Below are 17,573 nucleotides of genomic sequence, written 5' to 3'. Positions count from 1 at the left end.
GGTATGGATAGGGAGGGACAAGTCAATGTCAAAGAATCTGGAGCATCAATTTAGTATGCTTGTTCGCGAAATTCGGAAGGAATATGTCGGCAATGGTCCGAAGGAAATCACCTCAAAATTTATTGGTTCTTGGGCAATCAGTGAAATGAAAGGGAACCTGACAAATGTAGAGAAGTTTATGATTACTTCTGAACATGGCGAACAGATGGTCCATGAAACGAGAACAAGATTTGTGAAGGAAATCTATAAAAAGCCAGAAGTCCTTTTACGGTTTGAAAACCTTATGGGTGCAAAGGTAGTACGGTTATTTTCTGATATTAATATTAAAGAAGATATTGCTATGACTGTATTTGTTTTTGACCAGCCGATTGAGTGAAAGTAACTAGGGGTGAAAAAGTATGGATCAGCCAATGAAAAGGGAAAGTAATATATGGCGGTATGAGGCAGGGGCCATACACAAAGTAACGGATTCCATCGTCACGGAATATCCGATTACCATTGTCCTAAATGAGCAAGAATTCGCTACACTTGTTTGCAGCCCTGAACACATAGAAGAACTAGTCGTTGGCTTTTTAGCGTCAGAAGGGATCATCAGAAGTGTTACAGAAATTAAAGAGCTGACGATTATAGAAACGACTGGGCGTGCCATTGTAAAAACGTATAAGGTAAATAAATTAAACGAATTGTTCCATTCCAAACGAGTAGTCACATCCTGCTGTGGAAAAAGCCGTCAAAGCTTTTATTTTTATAATGATGCTAGGACCGTTAAACCACTGGAAAATGTAGATGCGACGATTTCTATTGACCAATGCTTTCATTTAATGCGACTGATGCAGGAGTCGTCTGTAATCTTTCAGGATACAGGGGGCGTTCACAATGCTGCCCTTTGTGACACGAATGGCATCATCGTAGATAGAACGGACATAGGACGACACAATGCCCTGGATAAAATTTACGGTCATTGCTTGCAGAATTCAATTTCTCTTTCAAACAAAATTATTGTTTTTAGTGGTCGTATTTCTTCGGAAGTTTTACTAAAAGTAGCCAAAATAGGATGCGGTATTGTTCTATCAAAATCAGCACCAACCGAATTGGCTCTCAGACTGGCGGAAGAGCTTCAGATTACGACCGTTGGTTTTCTTCGCAATCATTCTTTAAATATTTATACAAGACCGGATCGGATTGAGCTTCAGGGGACTCAATCGCTTACGTAATGGAGTGCCGTTTCAGCTTTGAAGCGGCACTTTTTTATATCATAATAATTATTGGAACAGATCTATAAATGGAAAATCAACGAAAAATTTCCTCTTTGGGGTCTATCGTTTTCACTATGAAAATGGTAGAATACGGTAGGTTCATTCGGCTTTTTAGGGTTAATAAATCTAGATAAGGAGGGAACCTACTATTGTCCAAATTCTTCTTTCATTTTTTTAGAAAAGAAACGAGTCACCCGATCACGCTGGATCATTTAAGGCCGTTTTTAGCCAAACATCGCCTTAGCGTCCTCGTTTTTTATTTTTTCTTATTTAATCTATTTCTAAGTTTAATGTTTGCAATTCTCTTTAAAAACTTCGAACCTCCACAACACAGCTTAAAGTTCTGGTGGTATTATACCTTTATGTACTTTCTAGGTGGAAGTGTCCCCGGTAAAGAAGTCATACTTACTTCAAATTATAGTTATATTCTCTATGGGATTGGGAAGATTCTCTCCATGCTGCTTCCATCTTTATTTTTCGGATTAATTGTATTTAAAGTGTTCATTCCACCGAAAATCATTACGTTTAAAAAGAAATGTAATATTTTTTACAATGATTCTAATCAGCCCGTTCTAGCGATTCGTTTTTACAGCTCAACAAAATTGCGTTTAATTAATATTGATTTAAAAGTTACCGCCCGATTTACGAAATTACGGGAAGACCAAAAAACTCATTTTATAAAAAATGTGGATTTAAACCTAAAAAATAATAGCTGGAAATTAGCTGTGACTCACGTTCCTTTTACCATCTATATACCTTTAGAAGAATCCGATTTTAATTACGGAACGAAAGAAATTACGCATATTCAAGGAAAAGATTTTACTGACTGTACGCTTTTAGTTTCACTTAATGGGAAATGTCCAGATTTGAACAGTGAATTTCAACAATTCCATAATTATAAGATTCCAAACGATTTAGATTGGAGCCGGTTTAACGATATTGACTCAAAGGATTACAATATTAATTCTGTCAGCTGGGATGGTTGGTCAGATTTTGATATGTAGGAGGTTTTAAAATGACCGACCATTATATTTTTGGTTACGGCTCTTTAGTGGACGAACAGCAACTTGAAGTGTATTTAGATCAGAACGAAATCAAAGAAGAGGTTATTCAGTTTTGCCGATTACGAAAATACAAACGCACATGGAATGTCGCAATGGCCAATTCTGAAAATCTGCCGGGCTACAAGTATTATATAGATAAAGAAACAGGAGAACGCCCGGATGTATTCGTAACCTATCTAAATATTAAAAAAGACGATACCTGTTCAATTTTTGGAGTTTTATTTAAAGTGAATGTGAACGTTCTTGAACAACTTGACCTACGAGAGCGTAATTATGAACGGGTGGATGTAACTGATTGTGTAGAGGTCCCAATTAACGGGAAAGCATGGGCTTACATTGGATTAAAAGAAGCGAAGCAAAGGTTTGAATATGGACTCAAACACGACAAAGCAGTGATCGCATTGGATTATTTAAATCTGGTAGAAAAAGCCTTTTTAACACATGGGAATGATTGTTTGGAAGATTATCGAATGACAACAGACACTCCAAATATTCCCAAAAGAGATCTGAAAAGGATAAAAATTAAGGATGGACATTCATGAAGTATGGGTGGATTATCAACAAGAGGAAAGTAGCCGAACGACCTACTTTTCCTCACTATCAGAAATGGATTGCTGAGGAAGCCGAAAAACACCATTTTAAAATAGACATTTTATTTATTGAGGAAATCTCCATCCAGTTCAGTAACGGGAAGGGCGATGTATTTGTTAATGGTGAAGGGGTCACTCTTCCAGACTTTGTTTTATTTCGTGCCTATGATTTTCATTTCGTTCGATTTTTGGAATCTGAGAACATCCCAACGTTTAATACGGCAGAATCACAAGAGTTGTCTCTTAATAAATGGCGAACACATCAAACTTTATCTCAAAATCAGATTCCTCAACCGCTGTGCATGTATTATTGCTCCGTTGACCATTCTAATTTTGAACAGTTGAAACAGTCATTCGGCTTACCTTTTATTGCTAAGGAATCAAGTGGCGCACAAGGAAAAGAAGTAAACCTCATAGAGAATGAGACAGATTTTCTTTCGATAAGGGAATTGGCGAAAATAAATGGAAGAGAATTGCTTTTCCAAGAATTTATCAATTCGAGCTATGGTAGAGATGTTAGGGTATATGTAGTAGGAGATAAAATACTAGGCTCGTTTCTCCGGACTTCTGAGATAGATTTTCGATCGAATATTTCACTGGGAGCAACGGCAACTCCGATCGATCTGGATGATCAGACAAAAGATATGGTCCTCAGGGTGACTCGAACAATAGGCGTTAGTATTGCAGGTGTAGACCTTTTATTTGGAGAAAAGGGGTTTATTTTCAACGAGATCAATGCAAACCCAGCGATCTCTTCGTTATTAAAATCAGACGTTAATTTTTATGGCGAAATTTTTCAATTCATTACAAGTAAGCTGCGTTTGGAACAACCGCTGTAGACCTGTAAAAAAAGATATATTAATTCGTGTGATTGAATTTAAGTTTTGAGTGGAGAATAAATGGATATTGAACAGATTAATAAACAAAGTGAACAATACATAACGAAACAGTTTGAACCTGGTGATCCCCATGTTTTTTTGCAGGGGTCTCTCCCCATCATGATATCAGCACCACATACGGTCAGTCAGATGAGAAACGGGAAGGCCAAGAAATCGGAATCATATACAGGAGTGATGGCATCGTTACTTCATAAAAATGAAAATTTTCATGCCATCATTAAAACGAGAAATGTAATGGATGATGCTAATTTTGATCGGCACAGTTTATACAGAAATGAGTTGATTTCCTATATCAATCGTCATTCGATTAAACTCCTAATTGATTTACATGTCATGCATGCATCAAAATCAAATATACTTGAGATTGCTACTGGAAATGGGAAAAATATACACGGTCAATGGGAACTGATCAACGAGATGACAACCATAGCCATGAATCATGGCATTACGAATATTGGGATTGACCATAAGTTCCGTGCCTTAAACCCAAACTGTGTTTCCGCCCATATCGCAAATCAATGCCAGATTCCAACCCTTCAAGTGGAAATGAATTGGGGGTATATTAAAACTAGTAAAGAGAATCATCAAGGTTTTATGACCGTTTATGAGTTTTTAAAAAATATGAGTGACCTTGTCACGAAAGAAATCGCTTATGAAAAAATATATGAACCGTCTATAATAAGTAGATAATTATGACACCATTGAATGTACTAGAATGTGGAGGAAAAACAAATGAAATTCCCAAATGATGCAGATGGACAGGCATTGCAAAGTCTATTTAAAGATGGAGTAAATTTTAAGAAACCACAACCTGTCGAATTTTTTGTAGCCGTGCCGGATCAAGCCACCGGTGAAAAATTATCGCAAGTACTTAAAGGAGAAGGCTACAATTGTTTCTTAGAACAAGATGACGAAACAGATGAGTGGGCATGTAGTTGCTCTAAAAGAATGGTATTAAATTATAATCAAATAGTTAAAATCCAAAAAGAATTAGATAATGTTAGTAAACCATATGGTGGTTATTCTGATGGTTGGGGCGTTTTTGTAGATTAAAAAGCAGGCGAATAGATGTATGTTAAAAAGGCGAACAGTGACTGAAACTGTTCGCCTTTTTAATGTCTAAAAAACCACCAGAACCGTCCCTATGGTCTTTTTAATATAAAACTAGAATATTATTTTGGAAGGATTAAAACGGAACATAAAGCTATTTAAACCGAAAGAGGGTGTAAATCATGGGATCCATTGGTAATTACTATCGTATTTTAGATGTACCCTTTGATGCAACATTTTTTGAGATTAAAGAAGCTTATCGAAAAAAGGTAAAGGAAGTACATCCAGATAAAGTAAAAGGGAATGCTGAACAGTTTAAAAGAGTGAGAGAAGCATATGAAGTTCTTAAAAATGTTGAAAAAAGAAAGTGGTATGACAACTTACTTTTTAATGAAGCACATTTCAAAACACTTAATCAAAAACAGGAATCCGCAGCTAAAACTAATCCTAGTATAAAAATCGTAAAGATAAAGAGTAAAACTCGAAAACAGTTTAGTTTATCATCTGTAACCTTAGATGCGTCTCTTATTTTAATTAGAGTTTTGAGAAATACTTATCTAAAAAAGAGAAAGTAAAAAGTTCTTGCGGTTTTTAACGAAAGAAATATCAGTGAAAATATTTAATTAATTACTGGAAATATTAATGGTTTTTGTTCAAACTAAAAGAGACCCAAGAATACATAACATCTAAAGTCAATCCAATTGAAAATTAACGAGAAAAGGTGAGAACATGAATCAATTATCAGAATTAGTATCCAAGGAACATACTCAAAATGTCGAGGAATTAAAAGATCTACTAAGAATTCCAAGCATTAGCTCTTTATCCGAGCATAAAGAGGATATTCAAAAAGCAGCGTCTTGGATTGCCAAAAAGCTAGAATCGATTGGAATGGAACACGTTGAAATCATCCAGACAAAAGGTCATCCAATTGTGTATGCTGACTGGCTTCATCAAGAAAATGCACCAACCGTCTTAGTATACGGGCATTATGACGTACAGCCCGTTGATCCTGTTCATCTATGGGAAACGCCTCCATTTGAACCGACGATTCGTGATCAAAAGATTTATGCAAGAGGGGCAACTGACGACAAGGGGCAAACATTCTTACATATAAAAGCAGTGGAGACACTATTAAAATCAGAAGGTAAATTACCAGTAAACGTGAAATTTTGTATAGAAGGGGAAGAAGAAATCGGAAGTCCTCATCTTCCGCCATTTTTAGCCGAAAACAAAGAGAAATTAGCCTGTGATGTAGTTGTCATTTCTGATTCAGATATGTGGGACAGGGGAGTACCTGCAATTACCTATTCTTTAAGAGGTCTTTGTGCATTAGAATTATCACTAAAAACCGCTAACTCTGATTTGCATTCCGGCATGTATGGCGGTGGAGTTCAAAATGCCAACCATCTATTGGTAAAGCTTCTTTCCACACTTCATGACGAAAACGGAAAAGTAAAGGTTGAACATTTCTATGATGATGTAGTGGAACTCACCGAATTTGAAAAGGAACAAATTAAAGCTTTAGATTTCAATGAAGAGAAGCTAAAACAAACATTAGGGTTATCGGAATTAACGGGAGGTGAAAATAACGATTTTCCTTATTCTGAAAGAATCAATTCACGTCCAACATTAGAAATAAATGGGTTATGGGGAGGATTTCAGGGAGAAGGGACAAAAACAGTAATCCCGAACGAGGCTCATGCGAAAATTACTTGCCGTCTCGTCCATAATCAAAACCCGGTAAAAATTCAAGGATTAATTAAAAAGCACTTGGAAGAACATGCTCCAAAAGGATGCACGGTGAATGTGACTTTGCAAGATACGGGTAATCCATTTTTAACACCGATCGATAGTCCGATGATTCAAAAAGCGGCAGAAGCATATGAAACCGTATATGGGAAAGCGCCTGTTTACAAAAGAGAAGGTGGTTCAATTCCAATTGTATCGGATTTCAGCCATTCACTACATGCGCCTGTTGTCTTAATGGGATTCGGTTTACCAGACGAAAATCTTCATGCTCCAAACGAACACTTTAACCTAGAAAACTTTGATAAAGGAATCTTAACTATTTGTTCCTTTTTAGGTCTTCTTAATAAGTAGGCTCTGTTATAACTGAATGTTGATTTCAAAGCGTTCGAAAAATAAGCGGAAGAATTCCGCTTAAATTGGGAAATACCCTTATTTCCTTAAAAATAAGGGGAGTTTTTCCGCTTATATGATCCAAATCGATGGATTTTGTTTTATTTTAGAGCAGTTAACGGGAATTTCTCCCCTTATTTCTGCTACTTTAGCGTCCTCTATATAAAATAGCCGGAAATTCTCCGCGTATGTATTCTATCTAAACGAAATTCAACAATGAATGCTAACAGAGCCATTAAATTTAAGGTAAGTAAAAAAGTATTAAGTGAATTATAATTACACCATTGTATGTACTAGAATATGGTGGGAAAACAAATGAATTTCCCAAATGATGCTGATGGAGAAGCATTGCAAAGTCTATTTAAAGTTGGAGTAAATTTTAAGTAACCACAATCTGTCGAATTTTTTGTAGCGGTGCCGGATCAAGCCACCGAACGGATGAGTGGGCATGTAGTTGTTCTAAAAGAATGGTATTAAATTATAATCAAATAGTTAAGATTCAAAAGGAATTGGATAATTTATGTAAACCATATGGTGGTTATTCTGATGGTTGGGGCGTTTTTGTAGATTAGAGAGCAAGGGAATGGCGAACAGTGACTGTCACTGTTCGCTATTTTAATGGCTAAAAATCCACCAGAACCGTCCATTTGGTCCAAAGTATGACCTTTTTTAGAATGTAATTTAGTATTGAAATAGAAATCACAAGGGTAGGCCAAATTTCCACTATTGTCGAAAAATTAGCTTGATGGCTATGTGCACCTCTTCCAATGAATCAGAAAAAACTTTATATTTTTTAAAAAATTTAGAAAATGAACGGAATATTTGTTGAGTCATAAAAGTTTGAGTGAAAATCTGGTAGAAAACATGGAATAGTTATAATAGAATAGAAACTATAAAAATTGCTTAGAAGGGTAGGAAAATATGTGAGTGAATTAAACATTAATACGAATCCAGGATTCTTCACAAGAAGTAATGCAGCTATGTCCAAGCTTCGGGATTCAGAGAAAAAGATTGTCGAGTTCATTGAAAAGAACCAGGCGGAAATTATCCATCTCTCTATTACAGAGGTTGCCGAGAGAAGTGAAACGAGTGAATCCTCGGTCGTCCGTTTGTGTAAGCGACTTGGCTATAAAGGCTTTCAAGACTTAAAGATTCATTTAGCGAGGGAAGTCATCGCACCTGAAAAGCAAATCCATGAAGTGATTGAAAAAGGCGACGATGTGGTGATGATCAAAAAGAAGGTATTTCAGTCCAATATTCAAGCTTTATATGACTCTATCGAAGTTTGTAGCGATGATGAAATTCAGAAGGCAGTGGATGCGATTACCAATGCCCGACTAATTGAGTTCTATGGAACAGGTGGGTCTGGAACGGTTGCCCTAGATGCACACCATAAGCTTTTAAAATTAGGGATTAAATCATTTGCCTATAATGATAGCGTTCTACAGGCGATGTCAGCTTGTGTCCTTACCGATCAAGATGTAGTGATTGGAATTTCCCATACAGGCTCCAATACCGATGTTTTAGATGCGATGAGACTGGCAAAAGAAGCGGGTGCCACCATTATTTGTATTACCAATTCATCGAAATCACCGATTACGAAAATATCGGACATTGTCTTACAAACGGCATCAAAGGAAACCCTATTCCGTACCGATGCCATTTCTTCAAGAATCGCTCAATTAACGATTATTGATATTTTAGTCGCCGCAGTGGCCAATCAAGCGTATGAATTGTACTTTGCCAACCTGCAGAAAACACGTAAGTCTACCATTGATAAAAAGATGTAAACTTGACTTTTTGATCCCCTGTGAAAAAATAATTCATTTTTTTTAAAATAATCTTGAAGGAAATTACCACCATATGCTATGATGGGGGTACAAACAAAGTTTTCAGAAAATTAAGTTTGTAATGAATATTCTTTTTTTATAACCAAAAAAGAAAACGTTAACAAACGAACAAGGGGGAGAAAGAGTAAATGAAGAAGCTTTTATCTGTAGTATTGATGGTTGTTCTAATGTTATCTGTAGCAGCATGTAGCAGTTCAACAAGTGGGGATGGGAAATCTGAAGCGGGAAAATCAGGTGAATCAGGAAAAACAGGTAAGACGGTAACGTTTAATCTTTCAACTCCTGATCCCGACACAGCATCTGTATCAGTTGCTGCAAAAGAGTTTGCTAAGGTAGTAGAGGAAAAAAGTAATGGATCCATTAAGATTGAGGTTCATCCAAACGGAACGCTGTATGGCGGAGACCCAGCGGCAGCCGTCAAACAACTTGGAGCGGGAAGCCTTGATATGCTGGTTCTTTCCACATCACTTTACGCCAACTTTGAACCAAAATTTAGTGCGATTAGTATCCCATATCTATTCGATGATAAAAGTCAATTTGTCTCCTTTTTAAATAGTGACCTAGGGGCAGACCTATTAAGTTCCGTTTCGAAATTAGATATTCATGGATTAGGATATTGGACGCGTGATTTTAGACAAATTACGAACTCAAAGAATCCTATTACCAAACCTGAAGATTTAAAGGGAATTAAATTACGCGTTCCAAACAACCCATTATGGGTAGAATTCTTCAAGGGTACTGGTGCTGTTACCACTCCAATGGACTTCGGTGAAGTTTATAACGCATTGCAGTTAAAAACAATTGATGGTCAAGAAAATCCTATCGGTGTAGTAACGGCGGCAAAATTATATGAGGTTCAAAAATACGTAACCATTTCAAACCATATGGCAGATGGTTGGGTTGTAGGAATTAATCAGAAGAAATTCGATGCCTTAACTGACGAGCAACAACAAATCTTAACAGATGCTTCAAAGGAAATTCAAAAGTGGGCATTGGATTACGATACAAAAGAAGCCGATTCGGCGATTAAACTTCTTAAGGACAAAGGAGTGAAAGTCAACGAGTTAAAGAAGGATCAGCAGCAGCTCTTTGTGGAAGTTTCAAAGAAAGCGTATCCAACCTTCAAGGGCTTAGTGAAAGATGATGAGTTCTTCGGGAAAATACTAGAATTTGTTGGTAAGAGTGAGTAAGTAAGTGATTAGGGCGGTCCAATGTGTCAAGCGGACCGCCTCCCATATTGAACTAAAGGAGAAACTACATGGTTAAGGATGAAAAAGGTAAACTTAAACGTTTCTTTCAAGTCATTAACAATATTACGGATACAGTGGCGTCCTTGACTGCCATGACCATTTTTGTGGTGGTTATCTGGCAAATCTTTGGGAGATTAATAGGGAAGCCTGCGCCATGGACGGAGGAGGTAACTCGTTTTGCCTTTATCTGGCTAATATATCTGGGGATTGGGATTGGCTATCGTAAAGCAGAATCCGCCAGAGTCACCCTATTATTGAAACTGCTACCCAAATTTATTCAAAAAGGGTCGGTATGGATTTATTCACTCGCTTCGATTGGATTCTTTGTTTTTATGTTGATTTATGGTATAGAGTTTTTGTCACAGCAAATCAATACAAGTGAAAAAAGCTCGGTGTTACTATTACCGATGTGGATTATTGGGTTGTGTATGCCTGCTTCCGCCATCATTGGAATTCTTAATATCATTCAGTCATTACTTTATGACCGTGCACTTATCCAAGAGGAGGTGAAGTAATAGAATGTCGATTTTTCTATTAATCTTATTCTTTATCTTAATGTTCATTGGTATTCCTATTGCTGCCTCTCTTGGTATTTCAGTAGTCGCCACCATTCTTCTTTATACAGATGTACCGATCAGTATTGTCACCCAATCGATGTACAGCTCCATGAATAGCTTTATTATGGTAGCTGTTCCATTATTTATCTTAGCCGGAATCATTATGGACGAAGGGGGAGTAGCGGAGAAGATCTTTGATTTTGCAAAAAGTGCAGTGGGTTGGATGACCGGTGGTTTAGGCCACGTCAATATTCTAGCAGGTCTTATCTTTGCTGGTATGGCAGGCTCTTCCGTTGCAGATATCGCCAGCATTGGCCGTATTACCATATCTGCTATGACAAAAAACAAATATCCATTGGAATATGCTTCGGCACTAACCCTTATCACCTCTATGCTAGCGACCATTATTCCACCTAGTATTTTGATGGTAGTTGCTGCTTCAACAGCTGGTGTTTCGATTGGTTCTGCCTTAGTCGGCGGTCTTGTTCCAGGAGTACTCATTGCGATTATCTTTATGTGCTACAACTACTATTACAGTAAGAAGCATGGCTATGGAGTCCGGCAAAAGTTTGAATGGAGTGTGTTTAGGAAAGAATTTGTTCACGCCATCCCAGCCTTGCTTGCACCCGTTATTTTACTGGCAGGTATTTTGAGTGGGGTATTTACACCAACAGAGGCAGCCGCTATCGCTGTGCTATATACCTTAGTTGTGGCGCTGTTTGTTTACAAGGGTTTAACTTTCAGGAAACTACCGAATATCTTTTTTAGAACAGCTAACCTAACAGGAACGATTCTTTTTATCGCCGTCACTGCCAAGGCAGCTAGCTGGGTGTTCGAGTATGATGGTCTCCCGTCAAAGATTGCTACATTTATCGGAGGAATAAGTGATAGTCCATTGATCATCATGTTGTTGTTGTTTGTTTTCTTTATCATTGTGGGGATGTTTATGGATGCGACAGCCGCCATTTTTATCCTAGTACCAATTTTAATGCCGACGGTGTTAGCGGTTGGAATTGACCCTGTGTTCTTTGTTGTATTCTTAGTAGTCCTTCTTTCAGTAGGATTGGTGACACCACCAGTTGGTGTCTGTTTATACGCGACTTGTAATATAACGGGATTAAAAATTGAGAAGTTAAGTAAAGCATCATTACCATGGATACTCGGGACCTTTGCGGTCTTACTTGTCTTTATTTTCGTTCCACAGATTATTACGGCTCCAATCAGTTGGTTTAATTTGTAAAAATAGAAGAAAACACGAAGGGAAGTTTTCTTCTTATTTTTTTTAAAATTTATGAAGGAAATTACCACCATATGTTGAATAGTACATTTTAGGTATGAAAGGAGATAGGGCAATATGAAGGCAGCGGTATTTCATGGACCTAATCAATTAAAACTTGAAGAAGTGGAAAAACCAGAAATAAATGATTTTGAGGTACTTGTAAAGGTGAATGCAAGTGCAGTATGCGGTACCGATGTACGGATTTTTGAAGGAAAAAAGACAAAAGGTGTCAGAACCCCTTCTATTATTGGTCATGAGCTAGTCGGAACGATTGAAGAAGTGGGCGCTCAGGTGAAAGACTTCTTTGTCGGAGATCGAGTGGGCGTGATGCCGGTTATTCCATGTCGGAAATGCTATTACTGCTTAAACGGGCGAGAAAATGTTTGCGCCAACCGAACAGCTATTGGCTATGAGTTCGATGGTGGATTTGCGGAGTATGTAAAGATCCCAAGCACGGCATTAGAAGCTGGAAATCTAGTGAGCATTCCTGATCATATTTCCTTTGAAGAGGCAGTTGTAGCAGAGCCGCTTGCTTGCTGTATCAACGGTCAGAGAAAAGCGAATGTCAAAATGGGTGATGTCGTTGTCGTGGTTGGGGGAGGGCCAATTGGACTCATGCATGTCCAATTAGCTAAAATTGCCGGAGCGAAGTCGGTCATCTTGAGCGAGCCGATCGCCCATCGTCGTGAAAAAGCGTTACTGGCAGGTGCCAACCTTGCTGTGGACCCTCAGAACGAATCCTTACAGGATCTTGTCCTAAGTGAAACAGATGGGCTTGGAGCAGATGTTGTAATCATGGCCATTGGCGTTCCGTTCATCGTCAATTCGAGTGCGAATCTATTGAAAAAGGGAGGCACCTTAAACTTATTTGCTGGGTTCACTAAAGGTGTCATGTCTGAAATTGATCCAAACGTCATTCATTACAATGAAATTAATGTGAATGGTACATCTGCTTTAACGCGAGCGGATTATTATAAATCGTTGTCACTTATAGCTGCTGGTCAAATTAATACAGAAGTATTAACGACAAAAGGATACACCTTAGATGATATTGAGCAAGCGATCGTAGATGTACGAAACGGTAATGGAATGAAATCAGTTATTACTCAATAAAACTATTAAAATATGAGAATGGGAGTGTTTTATTATGGCATTTTTAGGAAAAGAAATTCGGATGAATCGTTTATTGAACCAAGAGTCTGGAAAGCTTTTAGCGGTAGCTGTTGATCAGGCAATGGCACGCGGAATCTTCGATGAGCTTATGCCCATTCAACGGAAAATGGATGAAATTGTAGCCGGAGGTCCTGATGCCATCACGATGCACAAAGGAATTGCCGACCTATGTTATCGCCCGCATGCAGGTAAAACCGGATTTATTCTCAAATGCTCTACGTTTTCGCCTTGGCAACCAAACTATGATGCATGGGTGACAGAAGTAGATGAAGCGGTGCGTTTAGGAGCAGATGCTGTTTCCATGGGTTGTATTGTGGGAGGAGATGACCAACCAGAACAGCTCCGAAATTTAGGAATAATCGCGGGTCAAGCAGCGGCCCATGGATTACCAATGATTGCTCATATTTATCCACGAGGAAACCAAATTCCGGAGGATGAAAAGAATAGCTGGAACCATGTTGCATACGCAGTTCGTGCTGGTGCTGAGCTAGGAGTAGACATTGTTAAAACAAAGTACACAGGAAATCCAGAAACATTCCATAAGGTGGTTGAATCTACGCCAGGGAAGGTAGTTGTGGCTGGTGGAGATAATGGGAATAACATAGAAGACTATTTCCAAATGGTTTATGATGTAATCGATGCTGGTGGAACAGGAATAACTTTTGGTAGAATAGTATGGAATAATCCTAATCCAACTGCAGTGGTAAAAGCGTTTAAAAATATTATCCATCATAAAGGAACGGTTCATGAAACACTCGAACTTTATAACGAGTTAATGAACACACCTGCAAGTGTAAACTAAAAATTAGGTGATAAATGATGTCTCACATTATTGGAATTGACATTGGCACGAGTGGAATCAAAGTCGGATCAATGAATAAAGAAGGTGTAATGGCTTACCTAGAGTACCAGCCATACTCCCTTCTTTATCCCCAAAAGGGCTGGGTAGAAATTGACTTAGAGGATATTTGGTGTAAGACGAAATCGTTGCTTTTGAAAGTGTGGCATCAAGTAGAAATGGAGGGTACGATTGATGCCGTTTCCCTTTCTACTTTTTGCAATTCCTCTGTCTTTTTAAATGAAAAGGGAGAGCCTTTATCTCACGGAATTATGTATTTAGATCAACGAAGTAAAGCCGAAGCAGACTGGATCAAGGATGTAGTGGGTGAAGACTTGCTATACGAGGTAACGAGGAACCGGTTAGAGCCAGGAATGTATACGGTTACAACCCATTTGTGGTTCAAAAAACATCATCCAGACCTATATGAACAGACGCATAAATGGGGAAATATTTCTACGTTTATTCTACACAAGCTCACTGGTTGTTTTGTCATGGACTGGACTCAGAGCTCTTTCACAGGAATGTATGATGTTGAAAATTATCAATGGTCGTCAAAAATTTATGAAAAGGTCGGGATTGATGGAGAGAAGCTGCCAAAGGTCGTCGACCCTCATTCGATTATAGGAGATTTGATCCTCCCGGAAGTTTCCTCCAAGGGCACCGTTCCGGTTGTTGCGGGGGCTGCGGACACCTCATGCTCTGCCGTGGCATTAGGGGTTGGAATCAATGAAATGTTTGAGTCTGTTGGGACATCCAATGTGTTAACGGTTTGTACAGATCAGCCCGATTGTTTAGATAGTCGCTTTTTGAATAGATGTCACGTGATCAAAGATCGTTGGCTATCACATGGAGCGATGTCGTTTCCAGGTGTATCAATCCAATGGTTTTATGAGCAATGGTTAAAACCAGAGGGACACACGAAAGCTATTTTTGAAGATTTATGTAAACAATCTCCTATAGGAGCGAATGGTGTTTTTTTCCTTCCTTATATGCAAGGGGAACGGTCCCCAATTTGGGACGCCAATGCAAGAGGGGTTTTTGCTGGGATTCATTTGAACACATCGAAGGCGGACATGTTTCGCGCCATTTTAGAAGGGTGTTCCTTTGGACTGAGACAAATCTATGAAATTATTGAAACCAACTACAAGATTCAGGTAGATCACTTTTCTTCCATTGGCGGTGGTGCAAAGAATAAGGACTGGGCTCAAATCAAAGCCAATGTTTTAAACAAGTGTATTCATATTAAGAGCATTTCTGAAACAGGCGTATTAGGTGCCTGTTTAATAGGTGGAACAGCAATTGGCTACTTTTCTTCATTAGAAGAAGCGGTGGGAAAAATTAATAATCCAACGGTTTGTCAAATAGAACCGAAGCAAGACCAGTTACAACCCTATGATCGTTTGTATCATGTCTTTTTGGAATTATATCCGTCATTAAAGACATTTTTTGCGATAAGTGCTGCCCAAAGCTTGAAAGGGGGGGAATGAGTTGAAATGTAAGGTTTATGTAACCAGAAGGCTACCCGAAGAAATGATTGATAAACTTTCAAGCCATTTTGAAGTCACAATGTGGGAGGAGGAAGAAATCCCTGTTCCTAGAGAAGTGCTACTGAAGGAAGTAGAAGAAGTGGACGGCCTTATTTGTCTTTTAACTGATTCCATAGATGAAGAGGTGCTAACGAAAGCCCAGCATTTAAAGGTGATTAGTTCGTGCTCAGTTGGCTACAACCATATCGATGTTCAAGCGGCTGCTAAAAGAGGGATTGTGGTGACCAATACACCGGGAGTATTAACAGAAACGACAGCAGATTTAACGTTTACGCTGTTAATGACTACAGCCAGAAGAGTGGTCGAGGCCTCCGATTTCTTACGTAGTGGGGAATGGGGAGCATGGTCCTTGATGCAGCTAACAGGGCAGGATGTATATGGGGCCACATTAGGTATTATTGGGTTTGGAAGAATTGGGGAAGCATTGGTTAAGCGTGCAAAGGGCTTTGACATGAATGTTCTTTACCATAGTCGGACGCGAAAACGGGAAAAAGAAGAAGAACTAGGTATTCACTATGCGGAGTTGGGGGATTTGTTACAGCAATCCGATTTTGTTTGCCTACTCTTGCCTTACAGCCCAGAGGTTCATCACTTAATTGGGAAAGAAGAATTGTTGCTGATGAAACGTACAGCCATCCTCATTAATACGGCACGAGGTGGAATTGTTGATGAAGATGCATTATTTCAAGCGTTGAAGGCTGGGGATATCTGGGCTGCCGGTCTCGATGTTTTTGAACAAGAACCCGTTCCGGTAGATCATCCATTGCTTTCCTTGCCGAATGTGATCATGCTACCCCACATAGGAAGTGCTTCAATTCAAACTAGAATGAAGATGGCGAGGTTAGCAGTTGATAATCTAACGAATGTTTTAACTGGTGAGGAACCGATTAACCCAATTTTTATATAGTAAAACGCATGTGTATAAAGGTTTGATTCATAATGACTTCATGGAGGACTTTAAGTGACTTATCGATTAAATGAACGTTTTAAGATGTTTACCTTAAATTCCAATCCAAAGCTGGCTACAGAGATGGCTCAGCTATTGGGTTGTGAGCTGGGGAGATGCTCTGTATCACGCTTTAGTGATGGTGAAATTCAAATTAATATCGAAGAAAGTGTCCGCGGCAGTGAGGTGTATTTAGTTCAATCCACTTCCCAGCCGGGGAATGAATATATTATGGAACTTCTAATCATGGTTGATGCATTGAAAAGGGCTTCAGCTAAAAACATTAACGTAGTTATTCCTTATTATGGATATGCTCGCCAAGACCGAAAGGCTCGTTCACGCGAACCAATTACAGCGAAACTTATTGCGAACCTATTGGAGACTGCTGGGGTGACAAGGGTGATTACAATGGACCTTCATGCTCCGCAAATTCAAGGTTTTTTTGACATCCCTGTTGATCAGCTAATAGGTGTTCCGATTCTTTCACAGTATTTTGAGAATAAGGGATTGGAGGATATGGTCATTGTGGCACCCGATAATGGCGGGGTTGTAAGGGCGAGAAAAATGGCGAGCCGATTACATGCACCTATTGCCTTTATTGATAAAAGACGTCCAGAACCGAATGTAGCCGAAATCATGAATATCGTTGGGAATATCGAAGGCAAAAATGCCATTATTATTGATGATTTAATAGATACAGCGGGCACCATTACGTTAGCGTCTAGCGCCCTCATGGAAAAAGGAGCAAAAGCGGTGTATGCTTGTTGCACTCATCCTGTTCTCTCCGGGCCAGCAATCAGTAGAATAGAGGCATCGCCCATTACAGAGCTAGTGGTCACCAATACCATCGAACTTCCTGAAGAAAAAATGATTAACAAAATCACCTCCCTATCCGTAGGACCACTCCTAGTAGAGGCAATCGCCAGGATTCATAACGAAAAAGCAGTTAGCCCATTATTTGAATAAATGGGGGTCGTTGGATTAACGTTTTTCATTTGGAGTTGAAGGTAAAAAAAACTATAAACTTAAACAAAGAAACTGTCTCTTTAAAAGGGGCAGTTTCTTTAGCCTTATTATAACAGGAGTAAATTTCCAATAATAAATTATTCGAATACAGGGAAAGCAACTATTT

General features: G+C 38.7%; 19 protein-coding genes. All 19 read left to right on the top strand.

Annotated features, from left to right (window positions below):
* Positions 1-25 precede the first annotated feature (25 nt).
* The 19 genes from RCG25_RS14050 (at position 26) to RCG25_RS13960 (ending at position 17,407) form a co-directional block, all read left to right on the top strand.
* A complete protein-coding gene (locus RCG25_RS14050) occupies positions 26-376 on the top strand; it encodes a Na-translocating system protein MpsC family protein (RefSeq protein ID WP_308079442.1) in 351 nt (116 codons plus the stop codon).
* Positions 377-398: 22 nt separating this feature from the next.
* Positions 399-1,214 carry a formate dehydrogenase accessory sulfurtransferase FdhD gene (gene fdhD / locus RCG25_RS14045; protein WP_308079441.1) on the top strand — a complete coding sequence of 272 codons (816 nt, stop codon included), beginning with the start codon at positions 399-401 and terminating at the stop codon, positions 1,212-1,214.
* 404 nt (positions 1,215-1,618) lie between these two features.
* Positions 1,619-2,260, top strand: coding sequence for a hypothetical protein (locus RCG25_RS14040; RefSeq protein ID WP_308079440.1), 642 nt, complete (start codon positions 1,619-1,621; stop codon positions 2,258-2,260).
* Positions 2,261-2,271: 11 nt separating this feature from the next.
* Positions 2,272-2,862, top strand: coding sequence for a gamma-glutamylcyclotransferase family protein (locus RCG25_RS14035; protein ID WP_308079439.1), 591 nt, complete (start codon positions 2,272-2,274; stop codon positions 2,860-2,862).
* On the top strand, positions 2,859-3,749 hold the full coding sequence (locus RCG25_RS14030; RefSeq protein ID WP_308079438.1) for an ATP-grasp domain-containing protein: 891 nt from the start codon (positions 2,859-2,861) through the stop codon (positions 3,747-3,749). The genes RCG25_RS14035 and RCG25_RS14030 overlap by 4 nt, the downstream gene beginning before the upstream one ends.
* A gap of 60 nt (positions 3,750-3,809) precedes the next feature.
* Positions 3,810-4,499, top strand: a complete 690-nt coding sequence (locus RCG25_RS14025) for a hypothetical protein (RefSeq protein WP_308079437.1) — start codon at positions 3,810-3,812, stop codon at positions 4,497-4,499.
* Between the two features lie 42 nt (positions 4,500-4,541).
* Positions 4,542-4,862, top strand: a complete 321-nt coding sequence (locus RCG25_RS14020) for a ribonuclease E inhibitor RraB (protein WP_308079436.1) — start codon at positions 4,542-4,544, stop codon at positions 4,860-4,862.
* Between the two features lie 179 nt (positions 4,863-5,041).
* A complete protein-coding gene (locus RCG25_RS14015) occupies positions 5,042-5,434 on the top strand; it encodes a J domain-containing protein (RefSeq protein ID WP_308079435.1) in 393 nt (130 codons plus the stop codon).
* Positions 5,435-5,588: 154 nt separating this feature from the next.
* A complete protein-coding gene (locus RCG25_RS14010; protein WP_308079433.1) occupies positions 5,589-6,959 on the top strand; it encodes a dipeptidase in 1,371 nt (456 codons plus the stop codon).
* A 506-nt stretch (positions 6,960-7,465) separates the two neighbouring features.
* Positions 7,466-7,570, top strand: coding sequence for a ribonuclease E inhibitor RraB (locus RCG25_RS14005; protein WP_308079432.1), 105 nt, complete (start codon positions 7,466-7,468; stop codon positions 7,568-7,570).
* Positions 7,571-7,921: 351 nt separating this feature from the next.
* Positions 7,922-8,788: a MurR/RpiR family transcriptional regulator gene (locus RCG25_RS14000; protein ID WP_308079431.1), complete on the top strand. Its 867-nt coding sequence runs from the start codon at positions 7,922-7,924 to the stop codon at positions 8,786-8,788.
* A gap of 188 nt (positions 8,789-8,976) precedes the next feature.
* Positions 8,977-10,038, top strand: coding sequence for a DctP family TRAP transporter solute-binding subunit (locus tag RCG25_RS13995; RefSeq protein ID WP_308079430.1), 1,062 nt, complete (start codon positions 8,977-8,979; stop codon positions 10,036-10,038).
* A 68-nt stretch (positions 10,039-10,106) separates the two neighbouring features.
* Entirely contained in the window at positions 10,107-10,613 is a 507-nt protein-coding gene (locus RCG25_RS13990; protein ID WP_308079429.1) for a TRAP transporter small permease, read from the top strand.
* Positions 10,614-10,617: 4 nt separating this feature from the next.
* A complete protein-coding gene (locus RCG25_RS13985; protein ID WP_308079428.1) occupies positions 10,618-11,895 on the top strand; it encodes a TRAP transporter large permease in 1,278 nt (425 codons plus the stop codon).
* A gap of 114 nt (positions 11,896-12,009) precedes the next feature.
* Positions 12,010-13,047, top strand: coding sequence for a zinc-dependent dehydrogenase (locus RCG25_RS13980; protein ID WP_308079427.1), 1,038 nt, complete (start codon positions 12,010-12,012; stop codon positions 13,045-13,047).
* 34 nt (positions 13,048-13,081) lie between these two features.
* Complete coding sequence (locus RCG25_RS13975) at positions 13,082-13,909, top strand: class I fructose-bisphosphate aldolase (protein ID WP_308079426.1); 828 nt, start codon at positions 13,082-13,084, stop codon at positions 13,907-13,909.
* A 14-nt stretch (positions 13,910-13,923) separates the two neighbouring features.
* A complete protein-coding gene (locus RCG25_RS13970; protein WP_308079425.1) occupies positions 13,924-15,435 on the top strand; it encodes a xylulokinase in 1,512 nt (503 codons plus the stop codon).
* Position 15,436: 1 nt separating this feature from the next.
* Positions 15,437-16,402, top strand: a complete 966-nt coding sequence (locus RCG25_RS13965) for a 2-hydroxyacid dehydrogenase (protein ID WP_308079424.1) — start codon at positions 15,437-15,439, stop codon at positions 16,400-16,402.
* Positions 16,403-16,456: 54 nt separating this feature from the next.
* On the top strand, positions 16,457-17,407 hold the full coding sequence (locus RCG25_RS13960; RefSeq protein WP_308079423.1) for a ribose-phosphate diphosphokinase: 951 nt from the start codon (positions 16,457-16,459) through the stop codon (positions 17,405-17,407).
* The last annotated feature ends 166 nt before the right edge of the window (positions 17,408-17,573 follow it).

Source organism: Neobacillus sp. PS2-9, assembly GCF_030915525.1.
Taxonomy (GTDB): domain Bacteria; phylum Bacillota; class Bacilli; order Bacillales; family Cytobacillaceae; genus Neobacillus.
Note: the sequence above shows the minus strand (reverse complement) of the source record. Positions and strands in the feature narration are given on the sequence as shown.

What these genes read in the sequence shown, in the direction of transcription:
- RCG25_RS13980 (WP_308079427.1), top strand. Translation starts at nt 12,010, where the DNA reads ATGAAGGCAGCGGTATTTCATGGACCTAATCAATTAAAACTTGAAGAA.
- RCG25_RS14015 (WP_308079435.1), top strand. Translation starts at nt 5,042, where the DNA reads ATGGGATCCATTGGTAATTACTATCGTATTTTAGATGTACCCTTTGAT.
- RCG25_RS13975 (WP_308079426.1), top strand. Translation starts at nt 13,082, where the DNA reads ATGGCATTTTTAGGAAAAGAAATTCGGATGAATCGTTTATTGAACCAA.
- RCG25_RS14050 (WP_308079442.1), top strand. Translation starts at nt 26, where the DNA reads ATGTCAAAGAATCTGGAGCATCAATTTAGTATGCTTGTTCGCGAAATT.
- RCG25_RS13985 (WP_308079428.1), top strand. Translation starts at nt 10,618, where the DNA reads ATGTCGATTTTTCTATTAATCTTATTCTTTATCTTAATGTTCATTGGT.
- RCG25_RS14040 (WP_308079440.1), top strand. Translation starts at nt 1,619, where the DNA reads ATGTACTTTCTAGGTGGAAGTGTCCCCGGTAAAGAAGTCATACTTACT.
- RCG25_RS14035 (WP_308079439.1), top strand. Translation starts at nt 2,272, where the DNA reads ATGACCGACCATTATATTTTTGGTTACGGCTCTTTAGTGGACGAACAG.
- RCG25_RS14030 (WP_308079438.1), top strand. Translation starts at nt 2,859, where the DNA reads ATGAAGTATGGGTGGATTATCAACAAGAGGAAAGTAGCCGAACGACCT.
- RCG25_RS14005 (WP_308079432.1), top strand. Translation starts at nt 7,466, where the DNA reads ATGGTATTAAATTATAATCAAATAGTTAAGATTCAAAAGGAATTGGAT.
- RCG25_RS13995 (WP_308079430.1), top strand. Translation starts at nt 8,977, where the DNA reads ATGAAGAAGCTTTTATCTGTAGTATTGATGGTTGTTCTAATGTTATCT.
- RCG25_RS13970 (WP_308079425.1), top strand. Translation starts at nt 13,924, where the DNA reads ATGATGTCTCACATTATTGGAATTGACATTGGCACGAGTGGAATCAAA.
- RCG25_RS14010 (WP_308079433.1), top strand. Translation starts at nt 5,589, where the DNA reads ATGAATCAATTATCAGAATTAGTATCCAAGGAACATACTCAAAATGTC.
- RCG25_RS14020 (WP_308079436.1), top strand. Translation starts at nt 4,542, where the DNA reads ATGAAATTCCCAAATGATGCAGATGGACAGGCATTGCAAAGTCTATTT.
- RCG25_RS13990 (WP_308079429.1), top strand. Translation starts at nt 10,107, where the DNA reads ATGGTTAAGGATGAAAAAGGTAAACTTAAACGTTTCTTTCAAGTCATT.
- fdhD (WP_308079441.1), top strand. Translation starts at nt 399, where the DNA reads ATGGATCAGCCAATGAAAAGGGAAAGTAATATATGGCGGTATGAGGCA.
- RCG25_RS14025 (WP_308079437.1), top strand. Translation starts at nt 3,810, where the DNA reads ATGGATATTGAACAGATTAATAAACAAAGTGAACAATACATAACGAAA.